Annotated in this window: 15 protein-coding genes; 4 read left to right on the top strand and 11 right to left on the bottom strand. The window is 59.8% G+C overall.

Annotated elements, in window-relative coordinates:
* Window positions 1-8 precede the first annotated feature (8 nt).
* On the top strand, window positions 9-1118 hold the full coding sequence (locus tag HMPREF1267_RS11805) for a glycosyltransferase family 4 protein (RefSeq protein WP_023029430.1): 1110 nt from the start codon (window positions 9-11) through the stop codon (window positions 1116-1118).
* Here HMPREF1267_RS11805 and HMPREF1267_RS11800 read toward each other — a convergent pair.
* Both HMPREF1267_RS11800 and HMPREF1267_RS11795 read right to left on the bottom strand, forming a co-directional pair.
* Window positions 1012-2493 carry a hypothetical protein gene (locus HMPREF1267_RS11800; RefSeq protein ID WP_023029429.1) on the bottom strand — a complete coding sequence of 494 codons (1482 nt, stop codon included), beginning with the start codon at window positions 2491-2493 and terminating at the stop codon, window positions 1012-1014. The genes HMPREF1267_RS11805 and HMPREF1267_RS11800 overlap by 107 nt on opposite strands.
* On the bottom strand, window positions 2474-3667 hold the full coding sequence (locus HMPREF1267_RS11795) for a porin PorA family protein (protein WP_023029428.1): 1194 nt from the start codon (window positions 3665-3667) through the stop codon (window positions 2474-2476). Before HMPREF1267_RS11795 ends, HMPREF1267_RS11800 begins: the two co-directional genes overlap by 20 nt.
* A 50-nt stretch (window positions 3668-3717) precedes the next feature.
* Between HMPREF1267_RS11795 and HMPREF1267_RS11790 the strand changes: the two genes are divergently transcribed.
* On the top strand, window positions 3718-4863 hold the full coding sequence (locus tag HMPREF1267_RS11790; protein ID WP_023029427.1) for an acyltransferase: 1146 nt from the start codon (window positions 3718-3720) through the stop codon (window positions 4861-4863).
* On the opposite strand, the gene HMPREF1267_RS11785 is transcribed toward HMPREF1267_RS11790, so the two are convergent.
* The 3 genes from HMPREF1267_RS11785 to HMPREF1267_RS11775 are packed head-to-tail and all read right to left on the bottom strand — an operon-like array spanning window position 4757 to window position 8680.
* A complete protein-coding gene (locus HMPREF1267_RS11785; protein ID WP_023029426.1) occupies window positions 4757-7939 on the bottom strand; it encodes an alpha-(1->3)-arabinofuranosyltransferase family protein in 3183 nt (1060 codons plus the stop codon). The two genes, HMPREF1267_RS11790 and HMPREF1267_RS11785, sit on opposite strands and share 107 nt — an antisense overlap.
* Before the next feature lie 14 nt (window positions 7940-7953).
* Window positions 7954-8151, bottom strand: a complete 198-nt coding sequence (locus HMPREF1267_RS11780; RefSeq protein WP_023024221.1) for a DUF2613 domain-containing protein — start codon at window positions 8149-8151, stop codon at window positions 7954-7956.
* Between the two features lie 22 nt (window positions 8152-8173).
* A complete protein-coding gene (locus tag HMPREF1267_RS11775) occupies window positions 8174-8680 on the bottom strand; it encodes a universal stress protein (RefSeq protein WP_005279803.1) in 507 nt (168 codons plus the stop codon).
* Between the two features lie 58 nt (window positions 8681-8738).
* Between HMPREF1267_RS11775 and HMPREF1267_RS11770 the strand changes: the two genes are divergently transcribed.
* Together HMPREF1267_RS11770 and HMPREF1267_RS11765 are read left to right on the top strand one after the other, a co-directional pair.
* Window positions 8739-9878 carry a glycoside hydrolase family 3 N-terminal domain-containing protein gene (locus HMPREF1267_RS11770; RefSeq protein ID WP_034667302.1) on the top strand — a complete coding sequence of 380 codons (1140 nt, stop codon included), beginning with the start codon at window positions 8739-8741 and terminating at the stop codon, window positions 9876-9878.
* 34 nt (window positions 9879-9912) lie between these two features.
* Complete coding sequence (locus HMPREF1267_RS11765; RefSeq protein WP_023029424.1) at window positions 9913-11601, top strand: VanW family protein; 1689 nt, start codon at window positions 9913-9915, stop codon at window positions 11599-11601.
* 190 nt (window positions 11602-11791) lie between these two features.
* Here HMPREF1267_RS11765 and HMPREF1267_RS13440 read toward each other — a convergent pair whose 3' ends face one another.
* The 6 genes from HMPREF1267_RS13440 to HMPREF1267_RS11740 form a co-directional block, all read right to left on the bottom strand.
* Window positions 11792-12763 carry a hypothetical protein gene (locus tag HMPREF1267_RS13440; protein ID WP_023029423.1) on the bottom strand — a complete coding sequence of 324 codons (972 nt, stop codon included), beginning with the start codon at window positions 12761-12763 and terminating at the stop codon, window positions 11792-11794.
* Between the two features lie 5 nt (window positions 12764-12768).
* Window positions 12769-13602: a hypothetical protein gene (locus HMPREF1267_RS11755; protein ID WP_023029422.1), complete on the bottom strand. Its 834-nt coding sequence runs from the start codon at window positions 13600-13602 to the stop codon at window positions 12769-12771.
* Window positions 13603-13744: 142 nt separating this feature from the next.
* The gene (locus tag HMPREF1267_RS12875) at window positions 13745-13990 is read right to left on the bottom strand and encodes a CopG family transcriptional regulator (RefSeq protein WP_005285139.1); all 246 of its coding nucleotides are present in this window, start codon (window positions 13988-13990) and stop codon (window positions 13745-13747) included.
* Window positions 13991-14516: 526 nt separating this feature from the next.
* Window positions 14517-15140 (bottom strand): response regulator transcription factor, encoded by a 624-nt coding sequence (locus tag HMPREF1267_RS11750; RefSeq protein WP_023018102.1) that lies wholly within the window; start codon window positions 15138-15140, stop codon window positions 14517-14519.
* The gene (locus tag HMPREF1267_RS11745; protein ID WP_232215151.1) at window positions 15137-16285 is read right to left on the bottom strand and encodes a sensor histidine kinase; all 1149 of its coding nucleotides are present in this window, start codon (window positions 16283-16285) and stop codon (window positions 15137-15139) included. The genes HMPREF1267_RS11750 and HMPREF1267_RS11745 overlap by 4 nt, the downstream gene beginning before the upstream one ends.
* Before the next feature lie 31 nt (window positions 16286-16316).
* Window positions 16317-16685, bottom strand: a complete 369-nt coding sequence (locus tag HMPREF1267_RS11740; RefSeq protein WP_023029420.1) for a hypothetical protein — start codon at window positions 16683-16685, stop codon at window positions 16317-16319.
* Window positions 16686-16710 lie beyond the last annotated feature (25 nt).

Below are 16710 nucleotides of genomic sequence, written 5' to 3'. Positions count from 1 at the left end.
ACCCCACGATGAAAATTCTTTTACTATGCTGGCGCGATTCCACCCACCCGCAGGGCGGTGGCTCCGAGCGTTACCTCGAACGCGTGGGGGAGTACCTAGCGGCGCAGGGCCACGAGGTGGTCTTTCGCACCTCTAAGCACATGAATGCAGCGCGCCGGGAGGTTCGGGATGGCGTGCGCTATAGCCGCGGTGGTGCCAAGTTTGGCGTGTACCCGCGCGCGTGGGTGGCCATTGTGGCCGGGAGAATGGGCCTGGGGGATCTGCGCGGCATTGACGTGGTTATCGATACCCAAAACGGCATTCCCTTCTTCGCGCGGCTGATTTCCGGCGCGCCGACGGTGCTTCTTACCCACCATTGCCACCGCGAGCAATGGCCCGTGGCCGGTCCGGTGCTCGGGCGGCTGGGCTGGTTTTTGGAATCGCGCGTGGCACCGCGGGTATATCGGGATTCGACCTACGTCACGGTCTCGCAGGCCTCGCGCGAGGATTTGGAGGCGCTCGGCATTGACGGCGCGCGGATCATCGCCAATGGCTTAGACCCCATTCCGGCGCACGTGCCTTCCCTCGAGCGCGAGGCGGATAAGCACCTGGTGACCCTCTCGCGGCTAGTCCCACACAAGCAGATTGAGCACGCCATGGATACGGTGGCGCGCACGCCGGGCGCGGTTTTGGATGTGATTGGCTCGGGCTGGTGGGAGTCGAACTTGCGCGATTATGCCGAAAAGCTCGGCGTGACCGATCGCGTGCGCTTTCGCGGCCAGGTTACGGAAGACTATAAGCACGCCTTGCTCGCGCGTGCCGATGCCCACCTCATGCCCTCCCGCAAAGAGGGATGGGGCCTTGCCGTTATGGAGGCCGCCCAACATGGGGTTCCCACAGTGGGTTATGCATTTGGCCTGCGCGATAGCGTAATCGATGGCGAGACCGGAATCCTTGTAGAAAAAGAGGGCGACTTCGTGGCGGCCACCCAAGAGCTATTGGAGAACGCGGAGTTGCGACGGCGCCTAGGGTCTAATGCCCGGGAGTTTGCCGCGCGCTTTTCGTGGGAGAAGACCGGCGTTGCGTTTGCGCAATTGCTCCAAGGCTTAGTAGCGGGTAAGCCGTCCACAGGGCGGTAAGCGCCCACGGTAGCGCGGGGCGCGGGGCGGTGGTCTCTGCGGCGATGGCGCCATCTATCACCACGACGCCCACGCCAAGTTCCGCAAGGCCTGCCATATCTTGGTCCTGCCAGGCGCGCAGCGCCGCGCGGTACTGCGGTGAGGCTTGATCGATGACGTCACCGTCCACGCTGAGCTCGCCGGATTCCACCATCGGCACGGCCTTGGAATAGGGATCGACCGCGACTCCCGGGGTGGCTTCTCCATGCGCGCGGCCATTTCCCGTGGGAACCTCCACCAAATTGGGCCGCTCCGGAAAGAACGCCAGGCGTCCGTCGATATCGCGCACCAACTGCTCATCCACCCCGGTATCGCGGGGAGAAAGCACGGCAAGGCGGGACGGGGCGGGAAGGACCTGAATCGTGGCGGCTACCAGCGCCAGTGCGGCTGGAATCTGCGGCAGTGCACCGATGGAGGCAACGTATAGCGGCAGCGCGAGCATCGTGAGTTTGTGGCTATCGCGCAAGAGTCCCGCCCCTGGAACGTTATCGATGGCCCATTCCAGCATGCCGGGCAGTAGCCAACATGCCAGCGCCCCACCTATGCCCAGCGCGGCTAGGACGGTCAAGCGCGCCGGGACGCGGTGCGCACCCGCCAGCGCGAGAACTGCGACGAAGAGGCCGAACACTGCCAGGCCAAGGGCGGCCTCGCCATTCCAGATTCCGCCGAGGCGCAGCAGCGCGCCCACCGTGCCCACGTGTTCTTCTGCGCGCGGGGAAAAGGCCGCGACGGCGGCTGCGGCATCGCCGGGCACGCTGGGGTGGAAAAGGCCTGGAACCAGCCACGGCAGCCACAAGAGGCAGCCTGCCAGGGCGACCCGCTTCCGGCAGGTAAAAAGGGCTGTGACCACCGCGAACAGCCCACCGGTAGGGGTAAGCGATGCGCCCCACATGGCGATCCACGCCAGCCAGCTGTGGCGGCGCCCCGCCCAGGCGATGACCGGGAGCAACCAAGCGGCAATGGCCAGGGACCACTGGCCTTGTAAGAGGCGTTCGATGACAAAGGGATTGGCCACCGCGATGGTCATCGCGGCCAGTGCCGCTACCGTGGTTCGAGACCACAGCGCGGCGGTGAACGCGGCGGCCCCGGCGGCGGCAAAGATGAGCACCCGGGCGGCCCAGGCGCCGCCGAGTAAGGCCAAAAACCCATCTTGTGGTGCGTTGCGGGCGGGCAGGCTTCCTGCGCCTAGCGCGGATGGGGTAAGCCCCGGATTGTTTAGGAGCACCATATCGCGCCAGAGGAATTCGCCGGGCAGCGCGAAGGGCCAGCACACCGCGGCCACGAGGATAATTCCCCATAGCCCGAGGAGGATGCGCCTAGGCGTGTGCGGCATCATGGGCGTCACGGTGGCGGCGCATGTACTGGTAGGCGGCGAAAATGAGCAGGGAAACGCCGATGGCCTTGCCCAGCCAGCCAACGGCCATAAGCCCCCGGATAGCGTAGATTACCGGGCGGACCTCAGCGAGGCGTTCCGCACGGGTATCCTCTGCCCACCGGAAATCCGCTGCCAGCACGGAGCGATCTTCGGTGTCATCTTCTGCGATGAGGGTTCCCGCCTGCTGGATATCGGTGGCGAAAAAGACCTTGACGTTTTCGCGGACATCCACGATGGTGCCGGTGGTGGGCTCGACCGAAATATCGCGGCCCACGGTATAAAAGGGCTCGACAATAACGGTGGCATCCGCATCCAAGTCCAAAAGCTCGCGCGAGTGGCGGTCATAAAAACGGCTGGCGGGACCCTTCAGCTGGAAATCGCTGGATTTCAGCTCGTCCGTTTTAGTGGTGCTATCTAGCCCCGCGCTGATATTGCTAAAGGTGTTTTTCAGCGGAAGCGGCTGTACGTCCTGGTGATAGGAATAGATGGGAATGCCATCCATTTTTGAATCACCAGTAAAGTCTATCGGCGTGGATTCTTGGGCCAGGACATCAAAAAATGCGTAGGAGCGTTGCTCCGTGCCGGAGGGGAAGAAATAGGTCAGGCCGTCTCGCTCGAAGTCCGCGCGGGTTAGATCGGCGTTGAATTGGGGCAAGGCGAGGGCCCATTTATTGACCGGATCCGCGACTGGGAACGTGGATTCGCGGTTGAGCACCGAGTCCTGATCAATGGTGGCGATTTCCTCTTGGGAGTCCCCAGCTTTTCCGGCAAGTAGGCTGGTCACGGAGTCGGTGGTGGCGATGGTGTCATCATCGTCGACCTCGCCGGTGGCAATGGTGCGCTCCAAGGTCAGCGGCTCGTGGTGCTGGTAGCACCACATCGGGGCGGATTTTTCGGCGCAGCGCGGGTCATCGCTGGATGCGGTATCGGAAGGGGCCTCGCCGGCCATGAGGGCGCGCACGTCCATCCACACCGCGTCGGTGGGCCCGCTCGAGGTGGAAAAATCCTTATCCAAGCCCAGCGGGCGGGTCCGGTTATTGTAGAGCGTTGGCGCGAGGGTACCAATGAGGAGGAAAATGATTGCGGCAATGACAACCCACGCCCGTGGCGAGCGTGGCCAAAGGTAGCGGCTCATTGCAGTACTATATCCAATCAGTTTCAGGTTTCCGGGGTAAAGGAGCAAGCGTGCGCGCGCAGGCATCTGTGAAAAGACTACCCCAGCACCTGCCGGAGCTAGACGGCCTACGCGCGGTTGCCGCATTAGGGATCATTGTCACCCACGTATCCTTCCAAACCGGCACCGGGTGGGGATTTGCCGGGCGTTTCGATTTCTTCGTCGCCGTCTTCTTCGCCCTCAGCGCCTTTTTATTGTGGCGCCGGCGCGGGCTGCACACGGTGCGCGGCTATGCCCACTCCCGCATCGCGCGCTTGGCACCGGCCTATTATGCCTGCGTGGTATCGGTTGTGCTGCTGCTTCCCGATGCCCACTCCATCACCCCCACCCAGATCCTCGCCAACCTGACCTCCACGCAGATCTATGTGGCCGATGGCCTTGCCCCGGGCCTTACCCACCTGTGGTCGCTGTGCGTGGAGTTTTTCTTTTACCTGGTACTACCGCTCCTCGTGTGGGCCATTGGCGGCCTGCCGCAGCGCTGGCGCATGGGCGTTATCGCCGGCGCTGCCGTGCTGAGCTGGGGGTGGGGATTTATCCCCTTTGTCGCGGACTACTCCGAGGACCAGGTTAACTCGCAAATCTGGCCGCCGGCCTATGCCTCCTGGTTCGCGGTGGGCATGCTGGCGGCGGAGGTGGAAGAAAGGGGCATCGGCAAGCGCACGGCGCGCATTCTGCAGGTGCGCTGGGCCTGGGTTGTGCTGGCGGGGCTCGTGCTGTGGGTGGCGAGCCGGGATTGGTTTGGCCCGGCCGGGCTGGTGCATCCGGAGCCGGCGGAATTTGCCCGCCGCATCATCGCCGGGGCGATATTCGCGGCGTGCGTGGTGGTGCCGGTGGCCTTGGTTCCACGTGGAACCTCGTGGCTTACCTCGCCGCTGATGCAGGCGCTGGGCGCGTGGTCCTATTCCATTTTCTTGTGGCACGTGGCGGTGCTCGCCGTGGCCTTCCCGCTGACCGGGGTGGCGCTATTTAGCGGGAAACCGCTGGATTTTTGGGTCATCCTTGCCGTCACGGTGATAGGCACCATTGTGGTTTCTGCGGCGAGCTATACGCTTATCGAGCGCCCGGGCCGCGACCTTCTGATGGGCCGGGTCCGGGGCCGGGGCCAGGGCCGTCGGCGGCGAAAAGGCAGGCCAGCCCCGCGGCACATAAGCACATAAGCAGCACGGAATCGCCCGCATAGGCCCCTGAGGTCCACGGGGCCCGGGCGAGGATGGTCCCGGCAGCCGCTACCACGCCGCTGGCCAAATAAGCCCGCGGAATGGTGGTCCAGCGCACGATGAGCCAGGCGGCCATGCCCGCAAGTACTGCCGGCCATCCCACCAGCGCCAGGCAGGCCAGCGAATACATCGCAGAGGCCATGCCGCCAGGATGCGGGTACCGGGTGGGCTGCGGGCCGCGGCGCGCGGCGAAAAGCAGGCAGAACCCCAGCGTGGTCAAGCCGAGCGCGCCCCCAAAGAGCAGGGCGGCGCGGTAGGCAGGCTGCGCCTTAAAAGTCATGCGGAATTCCCCATGAGTACCCGCGGGGACGATAAACGCCTGGGTGGCGGCATCGATCTCGTACGGGGCGAGCTCGGTATCGCCTATAAACCCGCGCAGGCCCTTATTAAAGGCGCGGCCGGTAATGAGCAGACGCTCATCCTCTGCAGCAGCGATAGAAAAATCGGTGAGGCGATAATCGCTCGGCGGGGTCCAGCCCTTCTCCGTCATGGACACCCACGCGCCGGTGGTGCGCACGCGGTGGACGCCGGGCTCGAGGCTCAGGGTGCTGCCGGGGGAGTACCGGTGGGAATCGATGAGCACCGGCTTGGTGGAATCCACGGTGACCTCCATGCGGCGCGGCACCGTGACATCGCGAATGAGCACACCGGTATCGTGCACCATCTGCTGGAAGAAGAATTGGTGCACATTCGGCGAGGTATCCGGTACGGTCACCACGCGCTCGATGGGGTGGCCTTCTACTTCCATCTCCGCAATGCCGGTGCGGTGGGATAGCTCCACGCGGATGGCCTGCGAATCCCCGCCGGGCACGCGCACCGTCTTGGAGCGGAAGGGTTGGAGATCCACTTCTACTGCAGCGCCACCCGAGCGCACCGTTACCGTGGTGGAGCTGGTGGCCATGAGCTTCAGGCTCGGTTGGCTAAAGTCACCGCGCAACTCGATCCAGCCCTCATCATCGCCGGGCGCGGGCCACCAGGCGGTGGAATTTTCCCCATCGACCGCCGCGGTGGCGGACTTTTCCGGCTGGGCGCCGCCAAAGGCGGTGGCATCGGCGGCAGAAGAAGAGACTTCGACATCGCCGCCGTGGGTCTCCACCGTGGTCAGCGGGCCGGCGGAGGGATAATCGCGCAGGCGGTTATAAACGTGGCTGGGATCGTCTGTGGATAGCGGCGCCGAGGCGGCGCCGTGGAGCGTGCCGTAGTTGCGATCCACCAGCGTGGGGGTATCGGTGACGATATCGGCATCACTGTTCACCAGCTCGCGGGCGGCGGGGCCATTGTGGGCGTCGAGGAAGGCCAGCGCCTCGCCGCCACCGGCCACGCGGACGGGATCGGCGGCGGTCAGGGCCATGGAATGCTGCTCGAGCAGGATCACATCGACCTCGCCAAAAGTATGCACTTCACCGCCAAATTTGCTGCTCAAGGTGTCATTATCGGCGGCAAAAAGATCGTGGCGCACCATCACCGCGCCGATGCCTAGGCGCTGCAAGGCGCGCACGCCGCTGGCCGGGTCCTCGTCTAGCGCTGCCATCACGCCGTCGAGGCCACGGATGGCCTCCGGCGGCACGAGGGGGATGGCATCGCGGACGGCCCAGGGGACATCAAGAAGCGGCTGCGCCGGCTCATCGCGGGTCCAGCCCCACTCCTGGCGGGCGAAGGAGGCTTCGGGATAGATCAGGGTGCGGGTATTTTCCGCATGCTCGTTGATGTAATCCGTGGCTTCATGCCAATAGCCCGGCACCTCGTCGTAGGCGCCTAGGGGCAGCAGCCGCTGCGACCACGCCGGGGAGAGCGCGCTGATGCACACGAGCAGCACCAGCGCGCCCACCATCTGCTTCTTGGTGGGGCGAAGCCCCGTGGGCAGCGGCAGGCGTTGACAGGCGCGGGCAAAGCCCAACAGCAAGGGGATGCGCACCAGCGGATCGAATTTGTGCAGGTTGCGCAGGGGCGCCAGCGCCCCATCGAGCGCATCGAGGTACCACGCCGCCTGGCAGCCCAAAATTGCCACACCGGTAATGAGCATGATGGACCACACGCGGGGCAGCCGGCACAGGCCATAAATGCCTATCGCGGCCACAGCCATGGTGATAAGGACAAAAAACGCTGAGGTCGCGAGCTCGTTGCCAGCGATGCGCTCGGCATCAGCAAAGGGTGACCAGCTCGTTGTCCCGCGCAGGATCTCCGGCAGGTTCAGCCACCGAGTGGTCACGCGGGAGGATTCGATAAATTCCGTAAACGGTGGGGCGTAGCGGCCCAAGATTAAAAGCGGGCCAATCCACCACGCGGATACGCACAGGCAGCCAAGCAGCCAGGCCGCGCCGGGCTTGAAGGCGCGGCGGTAGGCCACGATGACAAGCGCCGGGGTGCACGCCGCGAGCGTGGCGGTGGCGTTGACCGCGCCCATCAGCGCCACGGGAATCGTGGCGGCGGCAGCATCGCGCCAGGTGAGTTTTTCCCGCAGGAAGGGCAGGATGACCCACGGGGCTAACATGACGGGCCAGGTTTCAGAAGAAATGGCCGTCAACGTGGAGAGCGAGCGCGGGGACAGCGCATAGAGCATCGCCGCTACCCAGACCCACCGGCCGCGCAGGCCTATCCGGGTAGCTAGCTTGTAAAAGCCGATAAAGCCCACGCTTAAGACCAACAGCCACCACAGGCGTTGGGCTATCCAATCCGGCAGGGGCTCGGTTAAAACAAAAAAGGGGCCCTGCGGGAAGAGATAACCGTAGGCCTGGTTCTGCAGCTGGCCCAGGGTAAAGATATCGGTATAGGCATCGAGCGCGCCGCGCAGGAAGTGCCGCGGGTTGGCAGCCAGATCGTGTTTGGTATCGGCGGCGGTTAGCCCCCATGGCTGTACCGCGAGGATGAGCGCCAAGGCAATAATGCCCAGCGGATAGGGTCGGGCAAGGCGCGCGCAGTGGTGGCGCAGGGCGCGGGTGGCTCTGCGGTAGCGGTTTAAATAAGAACCGCTGTGCAGGCCGCGGGTGAGCTGGTCGGTCCGATCCCGGTCATGCACGCCGGTGCGCCCATCTAATTGCGGGAACCGTATTCAGGCCCGCCCAGCACCGCATCATCGGCGGAGACCGCATTGCCTTCCGGCACGGTATCGCTGCCGGAGAACTGGGCGATCCCGATGATGGTGATAATGCCCAGGGCGATGCCCACAACAGCGCTACCCACGGCGGGGCCGAGGGTGCGCTTGTTTAAAGAATCGGATTCCAGAGCCATGGCTAAAGATATTAGCAGTTACTTAGAAGTATTCCGGATCGTCCTCGTCCGCGTCTTCGTCGTTTTCTTGCGGGACGATAAAGACGGGCAGGCCCGCATTGCGCACGATCTGGTCCGCCGTGGAGTTGGTCCACCAGGCGCGGAAGCCGGTGAGCGCGCGGGTGCCGGTCACGATGACATCCACGTCGAGCTCGTGCGCGGCATCCACGATGGCCGAAGAGATGGTGGTGGCGGATTCCACGAGGTGCGCGCGGCCGGCCAGGCCGAGGTTCTCTGCCAATTGGGTGCCCTGACGGCAGATCTTCAGCGCCTCTTCGTAAGCCGGATCGTCTTCCACGCTATCGGGGGACACGGTGGACTGGTGCATGCCCGTGCGGCTGACGGCGCGCGCGGTTTGGCGGGCCACCGGCTCCCACGCGGTGAGGATTTCCACCGTGGAGGGGCGCAAAAGCTGGGCGGCGTACTCCAAGGCGCGGTCGGCGCGTTCGGTGCCATCATAGGCAATTAACATTGTTTTGCCGTTACTCATGTCACTAGTCTACCCACCGCTTGGGACAGTTCGCGAGGAATGCTGCACACTGGAAGGCATGACATATTCCCGCATCATTGTCAGTTTGGGCCTCGTGGCGGTGCTGAGCGCCTGCTCTAATTCCGCCTCGGATGAGGACAAGTCGCACGAATCTGCGGCTCCCGCGTCCTCGTCACCCGGTACCTCCGCGCCCGCCACCGAGGCCGCCCCAGCCCCGGCACCAGCACCTGCGCCCGAGGATATTCGCGCCACCGCCGCCTCGGTGCTCATGCCGCCGGCAACAAGCTATGAGGACGCCAAGGCCAAGCTGGAGGCCGGCGTGGGAGGCATTTTCATCCCCAGCTGGGCGGATCCCGGTTTGCTGGAAGAAGAGGGCCGCAATATTAATGCCCTGCGCGCGGAACTAGGCCGCGATTTTGAGGTCGCTATCGACTTTGAGGGCGGGCGCGTGCAGCGTTTTTCTGAAATCTTGGGCCAATACCCCTCCGCGCAGCAGATGGCGGCGGAAAACTCGCCGGAGCAGGTGGAACAGCTGGCGGGGGACGTCGGCAAGCGGCTCATGGACTACGGCATCAACGTGGACTTCGCGCCGGTGCTTGATGTCGATGGTGATGGCCTCGAGGTCGTGGGCGACCGCGCCTTTTCCACCGACCCCGCCCAGGCCGGCGATTATGGCGCAGCCTTCGCCCGCGGGCTGGATGCCGCCGGGGTCAAGGCCGTATTCAAGCACTTCCCGGGCCACGGCCGCGCCTCGGGCGATACCCACCTGGCGGAGGCCATTACCCCGCCGCTAGAAGAGCTTGAGAACCACGAGTTCATTCCCTTCCGGGATGCCATTCCCGCAGCACCGAATGCGGCGCTGATGATGGGCCATCTCGCGGTGCCGGGCCTGGGCGATGGCCAGACCCCCGCCTCCATCCTGCCGGAAGCCTACGGCCTTGCCCGCGAGGCCTTGCAGTATGACGGCACCATCTATACCGATGACATTGGCGGCATGGCGGCCATTTCAGATTCGCTGCCGCTTGCCGATGCCGTCATTACCTCCCTCGCTGCCGGTGCCGACATGCCCTTGTGGTCCACCGAGGCGGATATCAATGCGGTGATCGATGCCGTCGTGGGCGCCGTGGATGAGGGCAGATTGGCCCCGGATCGCCTTGGTGATGCCGCCCGCCACGTGCACGATGGGGACAGCGACTAGGAAAAACGCCCCTTTACCCGTTAACCTTTAAGGCGTGAAGAAGGCAGAAGGAAAAAACGGTGCAAAGGGCTGGCTTATCACGCTTGGCGTGATCGTTGGCTTCGTCCTCATTGCTGGCATCGCTTATGCCTGGGATGTCATAGCAAACCAGGACAAGATCCCGCGCAGCGTCTCCGTGGGCGGCGTGGATATTTCCGCCATGGAGCGCACCGCCGCCGTGGCCAAGCTCGAGGACGAGCTCACTGGTGTCGAAACCCAGCCCGTGACCGTGACCGCCGGCGAACTGCAGTCTGATTTTATCCCTGCCGAATCCGGCCTGGCCCTGGATAACCAGGCCGCCGTCGATGGCATTGAGGAGCCTTCGCTCAACCCGATTACCCGCCTGGCCAGCTTCTTTCGCTCTACCGAAGATATCCCGGTAGAAACCGAGGTAGACGATAATAAGCTGCAGCCCACCCTTGACCGCGTAAAAGACGAGCTTTCTACAGAGCCGGTCGACGGCATGCTGGAGCTTAATGATGGTCAGCTCAAGGTCACCGATCCCACGTTGGGGCAGACCGTAGAAGGCACCGAATTGCACGATGCGGTGGCAGCGAATTGGCTCGATAAGGCTGGCGTGCAGGTGGAGCCGGAAGAAATTGAGCCGGCCATTAATGACGAGGCCATTGAAAAGATGCGTACCGGTGACGCCGCCAAGGCCCTGGATAATCCGTTGACCTTGAAGGCCCAAAATAACGTAACCGCCACGCTAAATAAGCCGGAGATTTCCCAGTTCACCAGCATTGAGAAAAAGGATGGTCGGCTGCACCTAGTGGTTGATAGCAACCGCGCGCAGCAATTGCTGCAAGAGCGCACCGATGGCGCCGATGTGCCTGGCGTGAACGCCAAAGTGAAATTCGCTGGTGGTTCCAAGCAGGTCACGCCCTCCCAGGACGGCGAGATTATTGACTGGAAGCCAACCATGGAAGGCTTTGATAAGCGCGTGACTGGCGATGACCGCGAGTGGGACGCAACCTACAAGCCTGACCCGGCCGATTTCACCACCGAGGACGCCGAAAACGCGACGTTTAACGATACCGTGGGCGAGTTCTCCACCGGTGGCTTCTCTTCTGCCTCCGGCCGCAATATTCAGCTGGTGGCCCAAGAGGTCAACGGTGCCGTGGTGAACCCAGGTGAGACCTTCTCCCTCAATGGCTATACCGGCCCCCGCGGCACCGCGCAGGGCTATGTGGAATCCGGCATCATCATCAACGGCCACTCCGGTACCGCCGTGGGCGGTGGCATCTCCCAGTTCGCCACCACCCTGTATAACGCCGCCTACTTCGCCGGCATGCAAGATACCGCGCACACCCCGCACTCGTATTACATTTCCCGCTACCCAGCCGGCCGCGAGGCCACCGTGTACGAGGGTGCCATTGACCTGCAATTTACCAATACCTTCAATACTCCAGTGCAGATTGAGACCAGCTTTGGCGGCGGCAATATCACCGTCCGCTTGAAAGGCACCAAGACGGTAGAGGTGGAATCCATCAATAACGGCCGATGGGCCAAGACCGAGCCACAACCGAGGTCCGTGCCGGGCAGCGACTGTTCGCCATCATCCGGTGCACCGGGCTTTACGACGTCCGATACCCGCATCATCAAGGATCTCAGGGGCAAGGAGCTTTCCCGCGAGACCAAGACCACGGTTTACGACCCACAGCCCATCGTGCGGTGCGGCTAGTAGCCTCGGCACTTCGGAGGAGCGAACCTTGACCACGCTCAGCTTTGGCAGCGTGGTCATTGAATCCAATCTGCGTTGGTCAGAGCAAGCACAAGAAAAGTTTGCCCAGTGGCTAAGTGTCACAGACTAGCAAGGGGTATGCCCCTGGAAAGTGGACCCATCGGGGTTAGGCCTTTGTTTCCTCTGGCTTCTATTCTGCAATAGGTGTTGACGACCAAGAGCGGAGAGGACCGTCGTGGAGTCCTTGGAAAAACTGGTACTTTTCTAGCGGGATACGCGCAGGGGGATCGAAGTCGGGAGCTGCTGTTAACTCATTAGTGTGTGGGTCGACAACGCATGCTGGTGTTAGACGTGCCAAATAGCCGTCCGTCCCATAGAAAGCGTCATCATATGGTGATACACCTAGTGGTGCGAGGATGGCTTCTATCTGTTTCTCCCCAAACTGAGACCACATAATCTGCGCGTGTTCTTGTGTAAACGTTTCTTGCGGAAACTCAGTGACCTTTGGCAGGGAGTTAAAATCAAACCCGTAATCCTTAAAAGGTTCACTTTGATCCTCAAGGTACGACATGGAACGATGCAGCGTACCATCAGCTTTTAACTGTTTATGGCTGCTAAAAGATCTGTAGAAGCAGCAATCAAATCGGCCTAAAGGGTCATCGGGTAATTCGGAGGGAAGCGCGCACATCATAAACTCTATTTCTCCGTAGCTTGCGCGATGGAAAAAGGCTACATCGTCGGTATCTACCCACGGCGTGTGCTTGATTTCGATGTAGTAAGGAACTTGTGACTCAATTTCTTTCTTGCGCGCCAAAAGGTCGGCAAATTCACCAATCCGTGGCATCTTTGGCGCTTTGGTAAAGCAGCAGGGGCTAAACACTGCAGTCCATTCTGACTCGGTGGGGACGAATACAAACTGCGTAATGTGATTTTGCGGTTTAAGTAACTCTGCAAGCTGGTTCCTACTGGCCGATACCTTGTCCGCATGAACTACACATTCAACCTTTTGCTTCTTCCTGTGGAAATACTCCCTTGTATAAATGCTTTCTATTCCTGATGCCCACTGCTGAAATTCTTCAACAACGGTAGATAGTGGAAACCGAAGAAGCGCCACAGCATGGGATACCGGTGCGATGGAATTGGTGTAGAAATACTTCGTCATTGTCTTTAGTTCCCTTCGTGTTCGCGGTCCCAGGTGTGTTCACGACGTTCAAATAAAGCGCATGGTCCGTACTTTTTAGGCAAAGGGTATCCACTATTGATAAGTGTTGCACGCCCAGTGAGGAACTGTCTGTTGAAGGGATCGAGTCCAAAAAGCTGTGCGCACTCGAAGAGATCTTCGGTAGTAAACCGCTTGCGTAATGGACCTTTTTTGGTTTTGAGTCTTTCTAGTCCGGGGAAAGCGAAGTCTTCGCCGTCAGGCCAGTCGGTAAAAGCCTGGAACCGGGTTTCTCCTTCCCCGATTCCTACAATAAAAGTGTCGTATCCTCGGATTTCAGCGGCAGGGGCGCGTTTGCCGATAGCGGCATCCATATCGTAGGTGCCGATGATGAGGGACTTGCTGCCTGAGCGGTAATTCCACCCTGTGACGATTTTGCGTTCATCTGGCTCATCCACGATACGTAGCTGTGTCATACCGGGAACAAAAGGAATAGAACCGTTATACCTAACGGTTGCGAAAAAATCGTGATAGTTGTTCGAATCATCGCTGATAAACCACACCCAATCGGGATTCGTGGTTTCCAAAACTGCTGCCCAACGACGAGGAAACTTCGGATCGTGCACCCCAAGGCGTAGCGCATGGGGAAGATCATCGACGGTGGTATCAATGTTCACATACTGCTGTGACCAGTAACTATTAGCTGTGTCTAAAGGCGTGTGGAAAACATGTGACCGTGCGGCAGCCTCAACCGCATAATCAAAAGGCAGCTTCAAAAATAACTGATCATAAGAATACGGGGCTAGCAGATAATCAATATCTCGCCGCAGGTACACACTCATCTTTAAATCCCTTCCCTGAGCGAAGCGACATAGTTGCGGGCAACCCCAGCATCGTCAAGAGGCTCTATCCACAGTGGATAGGAAGCTGCATAGATTCCGTCGGTTTCTGCAATACCGTGTTTAGTGGCAGATTTGGCTGTTCTCATGCCGCCGTGAGTGCGCTGATTGCTTGGCGGACAAGCTCAGATCGGGTGAGATTCTTTTCCGTAGCTAGGCGATCTAGGGCGCTAAGTTCATCGGCAGTCAGGCGCACAGCGACAACCTGAGCAGGCTCTGCCCCGCGACCGGGGCGTCCACGTCCGCGCTTTTTCAACACTTCTGGGTCGTAGCCTTCTTCTGCTTCGGAAACCCAATTGTCGAGTTGGTCTTGAGTGATGTTCACAGGCATGAATATATCGTATAACGAAAATTATTCACTGTCGATACTTGCTGTATTAACGCTCGGAGGGACTCAAACGCCCACGGGGGCGGTGTAAGGGGCAATACCGTAAGTAATATACGATCCCCTTGCGGCTAACCAGTTAGGCAGAACCTCATTGGAAGAAAACTGCAAGTGAAGGTGTTTTAAATGCTTTGAGAATGACTCCCCTTACTTTCCTTGACCCGCTCCACTATTTGCCTGTTTGGAGTGGTTTATAGACGAACGAACAAATACGCGGGCCTGGCCCCTACGCGTCCACTTTCCGGGGTCAGGTCCGATGACGGTTCTGCAGCAATCACCACATCCAGAGCCATATAAGAAGCTAGTCAAATTTGTCCAGCGTCCGCAGCCAGACTTCCACGCATGACGAGAGAGTGCTTAATGGCCACCGCTGGAACGACCCTTAGAATCCAAGGTCTGCTCGCTCGATTGCGAATGGTGCCTACGAATAGATGGATACCGCTGACGGTGGCGAAGGACTAGAATTTTCGCTCTAAATCCAGCCTAATTCTTGGGCGCGCAAATATGCTTCGAATCGGTTCTGCGCACCAAGTTTAGCCATTGCCGAGGACAGATAGTTCCTAGTTGTTCCGGTAGCCAGGAATACCTCCTTGGCAATTTGTTCTATCGAGCCTCCGTTACCAGCGGCTTCGATAACCTCGGCTTCGCGTTCAGTCAACGGGCTGGAAGTTGCGGTGATGGTTGTAGCTGCCAGTTCTTGGTCGATAAAGCTTCTGCCTTCGTGTACCGTTCGAATCGCGGTGGCAAATTCTTCTGCAGTCGCGGTTTTCGGCAGAAATCCTTGTACACCGGATGTCAGCGCTCGCTTCAGTTGGCGTGGCCTCGAATGGCTCGTAACTATGACGATAGCCGTTTGGGGCGACAGGCGCGAAATTTCCTGTGCTAGCTCGACACCATCAATGCCTCCGAGCTGCAGATCCGTAACCAGCACATTGGGCAGTGGGGAGTCGAGGGTACTGGCCCTTTTCCACCAAGAGATCACCTCTTCACCGGAAGCGAAGGTCTCGGTCACCTTAAGATCGTCTTCCAGTTCTAACAAGGTGGCTAGCGAAGAAGCAATCAGCTGCTCATCATCAACAATTGCTAGGGAGATCATTTGTCGGTGTCCTTCCATGAAAGTGTCGCAGTGCATTGATTGTTTTGGTGGGTAAGGGAGATAGTGCCACCGATCTGCTTCGCCCGTTCCTGTAGTGCTTGTATACCGCCGAGCGGTCCGATAGTGCGTTCTACACCATCATTGGTGATGGATACCATGTGTTCAGAGAGCTTGACACTCACCATGCTCGCGCTCGAGTGTTTTATCACGTTGGTGCTTGCTTCGCGGATAAACCAAGCGGCGGTCTGGTGGCAGGCGTCAGGGATGTCTTGTGGGGATCCTGTCACGGTGACCTCGATGTCAGATCCTCCCAGTAGCTTACTGGCTTCTTCCAGCTCCGATTTTGGATGCAGGGTACGGTAGCCCGTTACAACTTGATGCAGATCCATACGCATGAGCCGTACGAGCTTTTCAAGCTCGCGAAGTTCACCAACTGTCCTGTCGCCATCTTTCCTGTGCAGCGAAATGGCGAGCTGTGTCTTCAGGGACATCGCCGCTAGGCGTTGTCCTAAACTGTCGTGCAGCTCTTGGGCGAAGCGCAGGCGCTCCTCCTGTACTTTCAATTGCGACTGCAACCCTCGCGTCCGGTAGAGCTCTTTGACGATCCCTACCGACCACACAGTCACCCTGCTCACCCAGACCAACACTAATGCAAAGGCAACGATATACATGGGATGATCCAGCTCTGGGTGCTTAACCACGGATGCGGTAATTACGCTTAACGCCACAACAATAAGGTAAGCGTGTTTTATGTGGATCGAGAGCACGAATGCGAAGCTACATAACAAGAATATCGACAGCCCGCTAGTGGTACCCGTCAGCTGGGGAGCGCGTTGTATGGCAAGGACGCCAATGGAGACAGCCCAGCACAATAAATTTATGGCGATAGCTGCCGGATAAAGAAACCCGAGCGGTCGAGACGCCGTTGAAAATGCCGACGTTCGTTCGATTACCAGTGCAGTGAGCCCCGCATTAAGTAATACGACCAGCAGGACAGGGCTAGGCTGAAATTCTCCGAGCGACACCAAGACCTGTCGGAAGCTCAAGACAGCAATTGCTAGCAGTGCTACATGCATTGAAAGCCGAACATAGGCGGAGAATTTTTCGGTCTCTGGCATCTCCATGAACCCCTGCAGCACAGTCATGCTGTCAGAATACATTGGGTTTAATTAGTAATCAGCGGTTAGTTTCCCATTGCATGTAGCGGAACGCTGCCCACATTAGCGCAACACTCCAGACCAACATGAGTGCAAGTGGTCCCAAGGCTGTGACCATACCGGCAGTTTGTTCGCCAAGTCTAGGGTCGGCAGCTGCAATATAAGGCTCCCCCGCCCACTCGATGAAGGTGAGATCTCCAAGCAGTGCAAAAGGAGTACGTGCTAAGGGTTCTTGGATCTGGTCAGGCAGCGTGGAACGAAGCGGAGACTGGGAGAGCATGGCTAAAACCATGACGGGAAGAGAAGTCATCTGTGCGACTTCGGCATTGGCTGTGACCGAACTGGTGAGTAGCGCTAAACCTGTTGAGATGACGATTCCTAGAATCATGGCCAGAAATAGCAAAATACCTGTA

Source organism: Corynebacterium sp. KPL1824, from assembly GCF_000478095.1.
GTDB lineage: Bacteria > Actinomycetota > Actinomycetes > Mycobacteriales > Mycobacteriaceae > Corynebacterium > Corynebacterium accolens.
The sequence above is the reverse complement of the archived record's forward strand: the minus strand, read 5'-3'. Positions and strand labels throughout refer to the sequence as shown.

What these genes read in the sequence shown, in the direction of transcription:
- HMPREF1267_RS11805 (WP_023029430.1), top strand. Translation starts at nt 9, where the DNA reads ATGAAAATTCTTTTACTATGCTGGCGCGATTCCACCCACCCGCAGGGC.
- HMPREF1267_RS11800 (WP_023029429.1), bottom strand. Translation starts at nt 2,493, where the DNA reads ATGATGCCGCACACGCCTAGGCGCATCCTCCTCGGGCTATGGGGAATT.
- HMPREF1267_RS11795 (WP_023029428.1), bottom strand. Translation starts at nt 3,667, where the DNA reads ATGAGCCGCTACCTTTGGCCACGCTCGCCACGGGCGTGGGTTGTCATT.
- HMPREF1267_RS11780 (WP_023024221.1), bottom strand. Translation starts at nt 8,151, where the DNA reads ATGGCTCTGGAATCCGATTCTTTAAACAAGCGCACCCTCGGCCCCGCC.
- HMPREF1267_RS11775 (WP_005279803.1), bottom strand. Translation starts at nt 8,680, where the DNA reads ATGAGTAACGGCAAAACAATGTTAATTGCCTATGATGGCACCGAACGC.
- HMPREF1267_RS11770 (WP_034667302.1), top strand. Translation starts at nt 8,739, where the DNA reads ATGACATATTCCCGCATCATTGTCAGTTTGGGCCTCGTGGCGGTGCTG.
- HMPREF1267_RS13440 (WP_023029423.1), bottom strand. Translation starts at nt 12,763, where the DNA reads ATGACGAAGTATTTCTACACCAATTCCATCGCACCGGTATCCCATGCT.
- HMPREF1267_RS11755 (WP_023029422.1), bottom strand. Translation starts at nt 13,602, where the DNA reads ATGAGTGTGTACCTGCGGCGAGATATTGATTATCTGCTAGCCCCGTAT.
- HMPREF1267_RS12875 (WP_005285139.1), bottom strand. Translation starts at nt 13,990, where the DNA reads ATGCCTGTGAACATCACTCAAGACCAACTCGACAATTGGGTTTCCGAA.
- HMPREF1267_RS11750 (WP_023018102.1), bottom strand. Translation starts at nt 15,140, where the DNA reads ATGATCTCCCTAGCAATTGTTGATGATGAGCAGCTGATTGCTTCTTCG.
- HMPREF1267_RS11745 (WP_232215151.1), bottom strand. Translation starts at nt 16,285, where the DNA reads ATGACTGTGCTGCAGGGGTTCATGGAGATGCCAGAGACCGAAAAATTC.
- HMPREF1267_RS11740 (WP_023029420.1), bottom strand. Translation starts at nt 16,685, where the DNA reads ATGATTCTAGGAATCGTCATCTCAACAGGTTTAGCGCTACTCACCAGT.